At 70.6% G+C, this 12,213-nt stretch carries 13 protein-coding genes; 6 read left to right on the forward strand and 7 right to left on the reverse strand.

Features of this window, described 5'->3' with window-relative positions:
• Positions 1 to 96: 96 nt before the first annotated feature.
• Genes BZB76_RS32800 through BZB76_RS32810 form a run of 3 tightly spaced genes read right to left on the reverse strand, consistent with a single transcriptional unit; the run spans position 97 to position 3,358 of the window.
• The gene (locus BZB76_RS32800; protein WP_121438305.1) at positions 97 to 1,515 is read right to left on the reverse strand and encodes an archease; all 1,419 of its coding nucleotides are present in this window, start codon (positions 1,513 to 1,515) and stop codon (positions 97 to 99) included.
• A 35-nt stretch (positions 1,516 to 1,550) separates the two neighbouring features.
• On the reverse strand, positions 1,551 to 2,765 hold the full coding sequence (locus BZB76_RS32805) for an epoxide hydrolase family protein (RefSeq protein WP_211343307.1): 1,215 nt from the start codon (positions 2,763 to 2,765) through the stop codon (positions 1,551 to 1,553).
• A gap of 8 nt (positions 2,766 to 2,773) precedes the next feature.
• On the reverse strand, positions 2,774 to 3,358 hold the full coding sequence (locus BZB76_RS32810) for a putative glycolipid-binding domain-containing protein (RefSeq protein ID WP_121438375.1): 585 nt from the start codon (positions 3,356 to 3,358) through the stop codon (positions 2,774 to 2,776).
• Positions 3,359 to 3,518: 160 nt separating this feature from the next.
• Between BZB76_RS32810 and BZB76_RS32815 the strand changes: the two genes are divergently transcribed.
• Positions 3,519 to 4,076, forward strand: a complete 558-nt coding sequence (locus tag BZB76_RS32815; protein ID WP_121438306.1) for a hypothetical protein — start codon at positions 3,519 to 3,521, stop codon at positions 4,074 to 4,076.
• Positions 4,077 to 4,084: 8 nt separating this feature from the next.
• On the forward strand, positions 4,085 to 4,537 hold the full coding sequence (locus tag BZB76_RS32820) for a VOC family protein (protein ID WP_121438307.1): 453 nt from the start codon (positions 4,085 to 4,087) through the stop codon (positions 4,535 to 4,537).
• Between the two features lie 386 nt (positions 4,538 to 4,923).
• On the opposite strand, the gene BZB76_RS32825 is transcribed toward BZB76_RS32820, so the two are convergent.
• Together BZB76_RS32825 and BZB76_RS32830 are read right to left on the reverse strand one after the other, a co-directional pair.
• Complete coding sequence (locus BZB76_RS32825; RefSeq protein ID WP_121438308.1) at positions 4,924 to 5,553, reverse strand: 3-oxoacid CoA-transferase subunit B; 630 nt, start codon at positions 5,551 to 5,553, stop codon at positions 4,924 to 4,926.
• Positions 5,553 to 6,302, reverse strand: coding sequence for a CoA transferase subunit A (locus BZB76_RS32830; protein WP_121438309.1), 750 nt, complete (start codon positions 6,300 to 6,302; stop codon positions 5,553 to 5,555). The genes BZB76_RS32825 and BZB76_RS32830 overlap by 1 nt, the downstream gene beginning before the upstream one ends.
• 92 nt (positions 6,303 to 6,394) lie before the next feature.
• On the opposite strand from BZB76_RS32830, the gene BZB76_RS32835 reads away from it, so the two are divergent.
• From BZB76_RS32835 to BZB76_RS32850, 4 genes are all read left to right on the forward strand, one after another.
• Positions 6,395 to 7,807, forward strand: a complete 1,413-nt coding sequence (locus BZB76_RS32835; RefSeq protein ID WP_211343308.1) for an IclR family transcriptional regulator domain-containing protein — start codon at positions 6,395 to 6,397, stop codon at positions 7,805 to 7,807.
• A gap of 55 nt (positions 7,808 to 7,862) precedes the next feature.
• Positions 7,863 to 8,921: a maleylacetate reductase gene (locus tag BZB76_RS32840; RefSeq protein WP_211343309.1), complete on the forward strand. Its 1,059-nt coding sequence runs from the start codon at positions 7,863 to 7,865 to the stop codon at positions 8,919 to 8,921.
• Positions 8,918 to 9,106, forward strand: coding sequence for a hypothetical protein (locus BZB76_RS32845; RefSeq protein WP_121438311.1), 189 nt, complete (start codon positions 8,918 to 8,920; stop codon positions 9,104 to 9,106). Before BZB76_RS32840 ends, BZB76_RS32845 begins: the two co-directional genes overlap by 4 nt.
• A gap of 235 nt (positions 9,107 to 9,341) precedes the next feature.
• Positions 9,342 to 9,782, forward strand: coding sequence for an SgcJ/EcaC family oxidoreductase (locus BZB76_RS32850; RefSeq protein ID WP_246007351.1), 441 nt, complete (start codon positions 9,342 to 9,344; stop codon positions 9,780 to 9,782).
• Positions 9,783 to 9,845: 63 nt separating this feature from the next.
• On the opposite strand, the gene BZB76_RS32855 is transcribed toward BZB76_RS32850, so the two are convergent.
• The gene (locus BZB76_RS32855) at positions 9,846 to 10,907 is read right to left on the reverse strand and encodes a S1 family peptidase (protein WP_147449643.1); all 1,062 of its coding nucleotides are present in this window, start codon (positions 10,905 to 10,907) and stop codon (positions 9,846 to 9,848) included.
• 211 nt (positions 10,908 to 11,118) lie between these two features.
• Positions 11,119 to 12,204: an amidohydrolase family protein gene (locus tag BZB76_RS32860; protein ID WP_121438314.1), complete on the reverse strand. Its 1,086-nt coding sequence runs from the start codon at positions 12,202 to 12,204 to the stop codon at positions 11,119 to 11,121.
• Positions 12,205 to 12,213: the final 9 nt, after the last annotated feature.

Genomic DNA, 12,213 nt, shown 5'->3' on the forward strand with positions numbered 1-12,213 from the left:
TGCGGTGACACGGCCGTCGTGGTCGTGGTCGGGAGGGTGCGGGACTCTGCCGGAGGATCCCTCGCTAGATGGGTGGGCGTCATCACGGAGTGACCGTCACACGTCGATGGTGACCGCGCAGGACCAGGCGTCCGTCATCGGGTCGCGGGTCAGGCGTAGTTCGTGCAGGGACACGGCCTTGGGGATCGCGCCGATGGCGGTGACTTTCGTCGCGTCGCCGAGTTTCAGGCCGGCCGTGAGCCCGCCGTCCGGCGCTGTGGTGATCTCCGCGTCGAGGACCAGTTCGCCGTGAACTTCGAGCCGGTAGATCACATCGTCGAGGACGGCGACGAGCAGGTCCGGGTCCGGCTGCGGTGGCACGTTCAGGACGTCGGTGCGCTGTGGTCGGACATCGGTGGTGTCCGCGAAGCTTCCCACGAGACCGGACACGGCTTCGGTGACGCATCCTTCGCGTGTCGGCGCCCACGCCTCGATGCGCAGGTCGGCGGTGTGCGGGACGTGGAGGTGCCCGCGGAGTGCCCGCACCCGGCGTCCTCGCGCCCGTTCGGGAGGCCAGACGGTGCGCCTGCGGCCGTCCTGCCACTGGACCGTGAGCATCTGATGCCCGACCTGGGCGCCCGACGCGTCCAGTTCGAACCGGCCGAACATGGTCGTGCACGTCAGCGCGGAGGCCGCCGCCCGGAGCGCGTCGTCGTCCAGGTCACCCACGTCCCGTGCGCACCGGGACGCGATCACCCCGGCCGCGAACGCCTGCGCCGCGGGATAAGGCGGGTCGGCGCCCGTCGCGGCGACGTAGTTCCGGACGAACCAGCCCGCGTCCGGGCCTTCGTCCGGTTCCCAGGCCTCGTCCGCCAGCCACTGCGTCGGGCCGATCAGCCCCTCACGCGCTTCGTCCAGCACGTTCTCCTCGCCCGCGCCGACCAGGACGCACGCTCGCCACGGCCGTTCCGGCAGCAGCCGCGCGGCGGCACGCTCGTCCGCGAACCCGGCGGCGATCATGACCGCGCCGGCCTCCGGCGCGTTCCGGACCGCCTCCTCCGCCGACCCCGGCGCGAACCCGGCCCGCCGCACGGTCAGGCCCCGGCCGGTCGCCGCCCGCTCGGCCCCGGCCGCGACCTCACGTCCGAACGTCGTCTCTCCGTGCAGGACGGTCAGCGAAGCGATCTCCCGGTGCAGCAGTTCGACCGCGCCCGTGAAGTACGACGAGCACGGCGACAGCACGTTCACCACATGGGCGTGGTTGCTGAGCCGGTCGCCCGCCCCGCCGTGATTCCAGACCAGCCGGTCGGTCTTGCGGGCCAGCGCGGTGGCCTGCCCGGTGCCGTAGGGGCCGAACAGCAGGTCGGGGCGCTCGTCCAAGGCGTCGGCCAACGCCTGGGACACGCCCGGTGCCGAGTCATGGACGCTCAACTCCACCCGTCCCGCCGATCGGGCCCACAGGCGCAGAGCCGCCGCCCCCGCCCGTCCGAATTCGGCGAGCGGCCCCGAAAGCGGTGTCACCAACGCGGCGCGCATCCCCGAACCGTTCCCCGCACTTCGCGGCGAAACCGCTACCGGCGGCCCCGGAACGTTCGCCGCAGATCGTCGACCCATTCACCGGGAATCTCCCAGGGAATGAAATGGCCGCCCTTATCGTGGACGGTGAGATTGACGTGGTTGTACCAGGCGGCCCGGTCGCTGTCGAGGAAATGCTGAATCCGGTCTGCGGTGCTCACTCCCGGCGGGTTCTCGTAGCCGACGAAAGTGATGCCGGTGGGTGCCTCGACGACCGGCCACCGATTGTGCGACGGCGTCCACGGATACCGGTTGTTGTTGGCGTAGGTGCGGATCGACGTGCCGATCGAATTCGTCACCCAGAAAATCATCGCGTGGGTGAGCAGGTCGTCCTTGGAGAAGACGGACTCGATGTCGCCGCCGTTGTCGCTCCAGCTCACCCACCGCTGGAGGATCCAGGCGAGCATCCCGGCGGGGGAGTCGGACAGCCCGTACGCCAGGGTGCTCGGGCCCAGCACATGCGCGGCGAGATGGGCGGCGAACCGCTTGTCGAACGCGATGACCTGGGCCCGGACTTCGGCGGGCAGGCCGTCCGGGATGGGCCGTCCGCCGCTGAAATCCCAGGCCCGGTCACCGTTGAAGAAGTCGAGCCGCAACCCGGAGCCGATATGGATGCCGTACAGCTCGTCGGCGTACTTGTGGCCGAGCTGCCCGGTCACGAGGGCCCCGACATCGCAGCCCGCCGCGGCGTACCGCTCGTGGCCGAGGACGCGGGTCATGAGCGTGTGCCAGAGGTCGGCGACCTTCCAGTAGTTCATGTCCGGGTGGTTCGGCAGCGGCCCGGAGAACCCGAACCCGGGGAACGACGGGACGATCACGTCGAACGCGTCGGCCGGGTCGCCGCCGTACGCCCCCGGATCGGCCAGCGGATCGATGACCTTGGACCAGTGCCAGAACGTCCAGGGCCACCCGTGCGTGAGTATCAGCGGGACCGGGGCCGGCCCCACGCCCGCCCTGCGCAGAAAATGCACCGGCACCCCGTCAACGCCGACACGGTGGTGTTCGTAGGCGTTGAGCGCGGCCTCGGCCTTGCGCCAGTCGTACCCGTCCCGCCAGTACCCGACGAGTTCTTGCAGGTAGGCGCGGTTCACGCCGTAGTACCAGTCGTCGTTGCCGATGTCGTCGGGCCAGCGGGTCGTGTCCAGCCGCCCCCTGAGATCGACGAGCACGGCGTCCGGCACACGGATCGGCCAGGCGGAAGTCACCATCATCTCCTCGGTCAGGGCGTTGACGGATACCGGACCGCGAGCCCGGGATAGTCCACGACGAACCCTGACTCGTCGTAGACCAGACGTGCGGCGAAATCGAAGGCCGGGGCGGCGTAGTCGAAGGACCGGCGTCCGTCGGTGTCGGCCACCCGCGCATACGACTGGCCCAGGCGATCGACGGTCAGATCGGCGGCCCGGACGTACACCGCCGGTGCCTCCGCGGCCTCCCCGACGCCCAACCGCAGCCGGTGGACGGGCAGCGCGTTCGTCACCGCGGACGATTCCAGATCGACGTCGACACAACCGTCGAGGGCCGGATCATGGCGGCCGTCCACCAGCCACCGACCGCCCGCCGTCCTCTCCAGGACGACCTCGCCGTCGCCGTGCGGGTGACGGACACGGGCCCGCCGCGCACGCCACCCTTCATCGACCTCGATCACGTACTCCACGACCCAGGCCATCCCGTCCTCGACGGCCGTGGTCGTGCCGCGCAGCGTCCAGCCATCGGGCCTGTGGGTCGTCCGGAGCACCTCGAATCCGGCACGAGCGCCCCGATGCTCCCAGGCCGCGCTCGCCGGAGGATCGGCGAATTCCATGATCCCCATCCTGGCACTCCGCTACCCCGCCCGGCGTAGCCGCGGCCCGTGCCCTGCGCCGGTCGTGGTACCGCGAATGTCGTCGTCCAGGGGACGGCATCCGGACACCGAGCCGCGATCGTCGGGAGTGACGGTTCCTCGGAAAGGACGTGACGACGACATGGCGGCAACGAAGACCGTGCGGCGCACCGACGCCTGGTTCGATCTCGGACGGCGCTGGCGCAAGACGGTGCTGGTCACGCACATCGTGTCCGCCGGGGCGTGGATCGGAATCGACGTGATGGTCGCGGTGCTGGTACTGACCGGAAGGTACGGCACCGACGTCGAGGTGCGCGGGCTGGCCTACGAGGCCCTGGCCACGTTCGTCGTGTGGCCGATGCTGGGCAGCGGGCTGCTCTGCCTGCTCACCGGCCTCATCCTGGGGTCGGGCACGCGCTGGGGGCTGCTGCGTTACTGGTGGGTGGCCGTCAAGCTCGTCCTCAACCTCGTCCTGTGCACGCTCATCCTGGTGGCGCTGCGACCGGGCATGGGGGAGGTCGGCGACTACGGCCGGGACCTGCCGGGCGGCGCGTCCGAACCCGCGGCGATCTCGAACCTGTTCTACCCGCCCGCCGTCTCCCTGACGGCGCTGACCCTCGCGACGGTCCTTGCGGTCGCCAAGCCCTGGGGCCGCATCCGCCCAGGTCGCCGTGCCCGCCGCAGCCGCGACGACGTATAACTGATCACATGGCACTGGGTTGGAAGCTGGTCATCGACAGCACGGACGCGGCCACGCTCGCGGACTTCTGGGCCGCGGCCCTCGAATACGAGGTGGAGGACCCGTCCACGCTGATCGAGGGACTCCTGGCCGCCGGGCGGCTCCCCGAGGAGGCGGTCGTCGAACACCGTGGCCGCAAGACCTTCCGCGGCTACGCCGCGATCCGCCATCCCGACGACCCGTTCGACGAGACCAGCGGCGTCGGCCATGGCCGCCGGCTGCTGTTCCAGGACGTCCCCGAACGAAAGTCCGGCAAGAACCGCCTGCACATCGACGTCCACAGCGAGCCCGGCGGCCTGGACGCGCTCGTCACCCGCCTGGAGAAGCTCGGCGCGACCCGCGTCCAGGAACAGGACAAGGGCCCCGCCGGACACTGGTGGGTCATGCGGGACCCCGAGGGCAACGAGTTCTGCGCCGCCTGAGCACGGCCGCCCGGCGGCGGCCGGGGTAATAAGCAGGAGCGCGGCAGCAGCGGGGAGTCCGGGAAGATCGCGACGTTCTCGGACGTGAGAAGGGCGTCGCGATCCCGCTCCGCGTGCGCGGGGACGGCGTACTGACCGTCCGCGACCCCGTGAAGTCGGCGCCTCGGACGTCGTCCCACCTCGGGGCTCGGGCGTCGTTCGTCCTCGGGTTGGTCCGGGCCCGCGAGAACGGGGGCCACGACGCGGCTTTCGCAGCGCTCGACCGGGTGGTGTCGAGTGACGCCGCGGACATACCGGCACCGCCCGCCGCCGTGCGCCCGGTGGCGCCGCGGGCATGGACGGGTCGGCCGATGGCGGACCGAACGCAGCGTGCTCGTCACTTCAGGTCAGGATATGAGAGGGGCGGCGGTGCGGGACACGACCTCGTCGACGGTCACGCCGGGGGCGGTCTCGACCAGGGCGAGGCCGGACGGGGTGACGTCCAGGACGGCGAGGTCGGTGATGATCCGGTCGACACAGGCCCGACCGGTGAGCGGCAGATCGCACTTCTCCACGATCTTCGGGTCGCCCTTCTTGGTGGTGTGCGTGGTCAGGACGATCACGCGGCGGGCGCCGTGAACGAGGTCCATCGCGCCGCCCATACCCCTGACCAGGGCGCCGGGAACCATCCAGTTCGCCAGGTCGCCGTTGGCCGACACCTGCATGGCGCCGAGGATCGCGGTGTCGATATGTCCACCACGGATCATCCCGAAGGAGAGCGAGGAGTCGAAGTAGGACGCGCCCTGCAGGACGGTGACGGTCTCCTTACCGGCGTTGATCAGGTCGGGGTCGACCTCGTCCTCGGTCGGGTAGGGGCCGACGCCGAGGATGCCGTTCTCCGAGTGCAGGACGACCCGCACGCCCGGCGGCACATGGCCGGGGACGAGGGTCGGCAGCCCGATGCCGAGGTTCACGTACGAACCGTCGGTCAGCTCGGCGGCGGCGCGGGCCGCCATGTCGTCGCGGGTCCAGGCCATCAGGCGCGCACCGTCCTCTTCTCGATTCCCTTGGCCGCGGCCTGCTCGGGCGTCAGTTCCACGACCCGCTGCACGAACACGCCGGGGAGATGCACCTCGTCGGGTTCGAGGGCGTCCACGAGCTCCTCGACCTCGGCGATCGTGACCCGGCCCGCCATCGCGGCGAGCGGATTGAAGTTCCGGGACGCCTTGCCGAACACCAGGTTGCCGTGCCGGTCGCCGCGGCGGGCGCGCACCAGGGCGAAGTCGGTGCGAATTCCGCGCTCCAGAACATAGGGGGTGCCGTCGAACTCGCGGACCTCCTTGGGCTGCGACGCCACCGCGACGCTCCCGTCCGGCCCGTACCGCCAGGGGAGGCCGCCCTCGGCGACGGGGGTGCCGACACCGGCGGGCGTGTAGAAGGCGGGGATGCCGCAGCCGCCCGCGCGCAGCCGCTCGGCGAGCGTCCCCTGCGGGATCAGCTCGACCTCGACCTCACCGGCCAGGTACTTGCGGGCGAACGTCTTGTTGTCACCGATGTAGGAGCCGGTCACCCGGACGATCCGGCCCGCCTCCAACAGGATTCCGAGCCCGCCGCCGTCGACGCCGCAGTTGTTCGACACCACGCTCAGCTCGCCGGACCCGGCCGCGTGGAGCGCCTCGATGAGGACGTTCGGGACGCCGCTCAGCCCGAACCCGCCCACCGCCAGCGATGCGCCGTCCGGTATGTCCGCGACGGCCGCCGCGGGGTTCGCCACCACCTTGTCCATGCCGGAATCCTGTTCGCCTAGTGAACTTTGCTTCATAATAGTCTTTGCAGTGTCCGTGGTCGCCCCCGGCCATGTCAACCGCTGGAGAGCGCATGCAGGAGGTCGGCCCGCTCAAACGCGGCCTGGAGATCTTGGAGGTCGTCGGCCGTGCCGGGGGCCCGCTGCGTCCGGCCGACCTCGTCGCGGAGTCCGGGCTGGCCCGCTCGACCGTGGACCGCGTGCTCAGCACGTTGACGGAGACCGGCCGGCTGCGCTGGCAGGGTCGCGATGTGGTGGCCACGCCTCAGGCTATGGACGTCGGCAACCTCTATCTGTCCGGCCTCGACCCCGAAGGGCTGCTCGCGGCCCGTGTCGCGCGGCTGGCCGAAGAGCTGGGCGAGACCGTCCTGCTCGGTGTGCCCGACCGGGACGGTGTCCGCGTCGTGAGCCAGTCGCGTCCCGGCGGCTCCCTGGCGATCGCGGTCCGGGTCGGCGACCTGCTGCCCCTCGGGCCCTCACCGGACGACGAGTTCATCGAGCCGGGGCTCGTCGCGGTCACGACGTCCGTCCGGGCCGCCGCCGGGCCCCTCGTCCTGGTCGTGGTCGGCCACGCGGCGGCGTCCCTGCACGAGCGGGCCCGCCCTGCGGTCGCGGCGTGCGTCGCCGACCTGGAACGGATTCCCACCCGACCCTCACCCCCGAACAAGTACCGCGCCAGGGGCACGGACGGCGACACGAAAGCCAGGCTGGGGGCGCAGTTCCTCCAGTCGCTCGACCGGGGGCTGGCCGTCCTGCACGCCATCGGCACCCGGGCCGACGGGTTGACGATCTCCGAGACCGCCGCCGTGACCGGTCAGCCCCGTGCCACCGCCCGCCGCGCCCTGCTGTCGCTGACCTCGCTCGGCTACGCGCGGGAGAGCGAGGGCCGGTTCGTGCTGCTGCCACGCGTCCTCGACCTCGGATACCGGCAGGTGAGCGGGCTGTCGTTCGACGAACTGGCCCGCCCGCATCTGCGTGATCTCGTCCTGCGGGTTCATGACTCGGCCTCCGTCGTGGTGCTGGACGGCACCGACATCCGTTATGTCGCCCGCGCGCAGGCGGTCCGGCTCATGCGGGTGGAGATCACCGTCGGCACCCGGTTCCCCGCGTACGCGACCGCGATGGGACGCGTCCTGCTCGCCGAACTGCCGCAGGACGAGGCGTCCGACCTGATCGCCCGCTCTGACCGGCGCGCCTTCACCGCCCGCACCCTGACCGCCCCCGCCGAGCTGGAACGGGCCGTATCGATCGCACGCGACGACGGATACGCGGTCGTCGACCAGGAACTCGAGATGGGGCTCAGATCCATCGCGGTGCCGATCCATGCCGCCGGACGTACCGTCGCCGCGCTCAACATCGCCGCGCCCGCCGCCCCCGAACCGGTCGAGGCCATGCGCGATCGGCTGCTGCCCGAACTGCGCGCGACGGCCCGTGACCTGGAGGCCGACGTGGCCGCGTTCACCCGCCACCAGCCCCTGCCGCTCTGACCCGGCTGTACGGGTGCGTCTACCCTGATCGTTGCTGACACCGGGAGGTAGCACAGTGGTCACCAACGAGCCGGGCGCGCCCGTCGCCGTCCATGAGACCCTCGCCGTCCGCGTCCTGCTCGGCCGGGGCGCGTCCGACCGGATCGCCGACGAGGCCGCGCGGCTCGACGCGCGGCGGGTGCTGCTGGTGTCGACGCCGTCCGCCGCCGCGACCGCCGACCGTGTCGCCGCGGCGCTGGGCGACCGGCTGGCGGCGCGTTTCGGACGGCCCGTGAAACACGTGCCGGTCGAGGTGACCGCGCAGGCCATGGCACTGGTCGGCGACGCCGACGCCGACTGCGTGATCGCGATCGGCGGTGGGTCCGCGATCGGTCTCGGCAAGGCCGTCTCCCGCCGGACGGGAATCCCGCAGATCGCCGTCCCGACCACATACTCGGGTTCGGAGGCGACCCCGACCGTGGGCGAGACGGAGAACGGCGTGAAGACCACCCACCGCGATCCGGCGCTGACACCCGGCACGATCGTCTACGACCCCGACCTCACGCTGACCATGCCGTCCGGCCTGACCAGGACCAGCGCCGTGAACGCGCTCGCGCACGCGGTGGAGGCCCTGTGGTCGCCGGACGCCACGATGATCACCGACGCGCTGGCCACCGAGGCCGCCGAGGGCATCCTGACCGCGCTACCCGAGGTGCTCGCCGACCCGACCGGCCCGGACGCCCGCGGACGCCTCCAGTCCGCCGCATGGCTGGCCGGACTCTGCCTGTCACAGATCCGAACGGGCCTGCATCACCAACTCGCACACGTCCTCGGCGGCACATACGACCTGCCGCACGCCGAACTCCACACGATGCTGCTCCCGCACGTGATGGCCTTCAACCTGCCATCGGCCCCCGCCGCCGCCTCCCGACTGGCGCGAATCACCGGCCGCGACCCGGTCGACGCGGTCGCCGAACTGTCCCGCGCACACAAGGGCCCGACCCGCCTGTCCGACCTGGACGTTCCGCGCGAGGATCTGCCCCGCGTCGCCGAACGTGTGGCGGCCGCCCCGTACCCGAACCCCCGCCCCCTGACCCCCAACGCGGTCGCGGACGTCCTCAACAACGCCTGGTGACCCACCGGCCCGACGCGGTCGCTGAATTGGCCGGCGCGTACGAGGGCCCGACTCGCCTGTCCGACCTGGGCGTTCCGCGCGAGGATCTGCGTGGTGTCGCCGAACGTGTGGCGGCCGCCCCGTACCCGAACCCCCGCCCCCTGACCCCCGACGCGGTCGCGGAGGTCCTCAACAACGCCTGGTGACCCACCGGCCCGACGCGGTCGCTGAACTGGCCGGCGCGCACGAAAGCCCGACTCGCCCGTCCGAGCTGGGTGTTCCGCGTGGGGATCTGCGTGGTGTCGCCGAGCGTGTGGCGGTCGCGCCGTATTCGAATTCTCGTCCGTTGACCTCTGACGCGGTCGCGGAGGTTTTCGACAGGGTGTGGTGACTCATGTGACGCCTTGACCTCGAGCGAGGTTGATGTTCGAGGGTGGTCCCATGAGCCCAACGGTTACCGACCAGGCGGAGATCGAGGCGATCGAGCAGTTGGTCGCCACGGTCGAGCATGCCCAGAACAACGAGCTGACCGACGAGTTCCTCGCCCTGTTCCGCGCCGATGCGATCTGGACGACCGGTGCGGGCAAACGCCTCTACGGCCTCGACGAGATCTCGGCGTTCACCCGCCAGGCGCTGCCCGGCGGGATGCGGGACATGACGGTCACGTTCGAGATGGAACACGTGCTGTTCATCCGTCCCGACGTCGCCGCGGTCAAGCTTCGCCAGCTCTACCAGACCCCGGACGGACCCGACATCGGCACCCCGCTGTGGATCCTGGCGAAGGAGGACGGGCGGTGGCGCCTGACCGCCTGCCAGAACATGGCCGTCCCAGACGACGAGGTGGAGTCATCGGACCGTCCCATCTTTGGCTCCGCTCGGTAAGCGATACCGCCCGGACACGGATGTGGGGCCCCCGGTGAACCGGGAGCCCCACATGCGCGGAGATTACTTCAGGGTGAGGTTCTGGGTCTGCATGACCTCGTCCAGAGGCTGGTAGAACGACTCGAAGCCACTGGCGTTGCAGTTCTGGCTGCTGATGCCGGACGTCACTCCGATGGCGATGTTGCCGCCCTGGAGCGAGCCACCGCTGTCACCGGGCTGTGCGCACGCGCTGGTCGCGATCAGTTCCCGGACCGCGCCCTGCTGGTAGTTGACGGTGCGGCCATAGCCGCGGATGGTCCCGGACGTGGTGCCGGTGGTGGAGCCCTTCTTCTGGATCTGGGTTCCGACCGCCGGCCGTCCGACCTCGGTGAGCTGGGCGTTGTCCAGCTGCACCTGGCCGGAGCTGCGGAGCGTTCCGTAGTCGTCGCCCGGGAAGCTGCTGGCCTGCCGGTTGCCGACCACCTGGCCGCTCGCGTTCGTCCACCGGGAGCCGATGGCGGTGCAGTGCCCGGCGGTGATGACGTACTCGGTGCCGCCGCCGACACCGATCGCCGACACCGAACAGCGCGAACCGCTGGTGTGGATCGCGTCGCCGGGGCCGAGCGCGATCTGCGGCGTCCCGTCCACCTGCTGGATGCGGACGGTCTCGCTCGTGGCGCGGATGCGCTTGAGCAGCGCCTTGGTGGCGGCGTCGTTGTCGCTCTTGGGAACGGTGACGATGACCGAGTTGGTCATGATGTCGACGCCCCAGGTCAGTCCGGTGGCCGCGGCGGTGCCCGCGAACCGGTCGAGCTTGTTCTTGGTGTCGGTCAACGGCTGCATGCCGTGCTTGACGATGCGGGCCTGGACCCCGGCGGCCCTGACCTTCTGGGCGGCGGCCGCGTTCGTGACGTTGATGACGAGGTCGCCGTCACCGTCGACATAGGAGCCCGCGTGCTGGTAGGAGCCAAGCTGGCCGGTGACCCGGTCGGCCAGCTCGACGAGCGGGAGGTGTGCGCGCTGGACGGTCCCGACGGGCTGCGTCCGGGCCGTTGCCGGAACGGTCCCGAACACGGGGAGCGTGATCAGCGCCGCAGCACTCAACAGTGGGGGTACCACGCGTTTGAGGTGCGTTGCACGGTTCACTTGTGTCCACCTTTCGCCACCGTTCACCTGTAGGCGCCGGCGGCATCTCGGGGGTTGGCGGGGGGCTCGCCCTGAAACACGAGAGCACGCTGGTGCGAGCCACGTGAATAAAGGCGTCGCGTGGGAGCAAGGTACTTCGAGGAAACTGTTGACGACAGATTTCAAGCCTTAACTGAAATTTCAGTCCATCCTGAATGGCCATGAACCGCGTTCACCGGGCGATGCGTGCGGCGAGGCGCGGGAAAAGGCGCCGCGCGTTGCCGTTGTCGATGGCGCGGCGAGCGCGTTCGTCGAGTACCGGGTCCAGCTCGTAGTCCTCGGTGCCACGCAGAACGTCGCCCGCCGAGATGGCGGGCCAGTCGGTGCCGAAGAGGACGCGGTCGGCTCCGACGATGCCGAGCAGGGTCGGCGTGGCGTACGGCGACATCGGCAGCGCGGTGTCGTAGTAGAAACGTCGCAGCGTACGCCGGATCTTCTCATCGGTGGTGGGGCTGCCCTCCAGCCGGCCCCAGCGCTCGGCGCGGCCCAGCATGTACGGCAGGTACCCGCCCGCGTGCGACAGGATGACGGACACGTGACGGTACCGTTCGAGGGTTCCGGCGGCGATGAGGCTGAGCGCGGTGCGGGTGGTGTCGGCCAGGAAGTCGACGACCCACTCGTCGATGTGCGGCACAGTGACGATGCCCTTGGGCCTGAGCGGATGGGTGAACACGACCGCGCGGCGCCGGTCGAGTTCGGCGAAGATCGGCTCGAACATCGGGTCGCCGAGGTATTTCCCGTCGGCCGAGGTGTTGAGGAGGATGCCGTCCGCGCCGAGGACGTCGAGCGCGTAGCCGATCTGCTGCACGGCGAGGTCGGGAAAGAGCATCGCCACGTTGGCGAAGAAGCCGAACCGGGTGGGATTGCTACGGACGAGCCCCGCCATCGACTCGTTGCACAGCTTGATTCCAGAGACGGCGAGTTCGCGCTTCTCCTTGAACGCTTCGGCGGGGATGGGGGCGGACGCGACTCCGGCCGCGATCTCGTTGTCCTTCATGAGGTCCAGGGCGTCCTTCAGGGTCCACTCGGCCCAGGGGGGAAGCTTGTCCTCCTCGATCAGCCTGTGCTCGATCGCCCACCTGCGCATCTCGTCCGGAACGGCGTGGTGGTGGGTGTCGATCCGGTCGGGTCGACGGTTGCGGCGGCGGCCGGGCCGCGGGCCGTCGGCGCCGGCGGGTAGAGCGGTGGCGGGTAGGGCGGCCGCGGCCATGGTCAGGGCGGACACCTGGAGTGCGCGGCGGCGGGACGTTTCGGGCATGGTTCTCCC

Origin of the sequence: Actinomadura pelletieri DSM 43383 (genome assembly GCF_003634705.1) — a bacterium.
In the GTDB taxonomy this organism is placed as follows: Bacteria; Actinomycetota; Actinomycetes; order Streptosporangiales; family Streptosporangiaceae; genus Spirillospora; species Spirillospora pelletieri.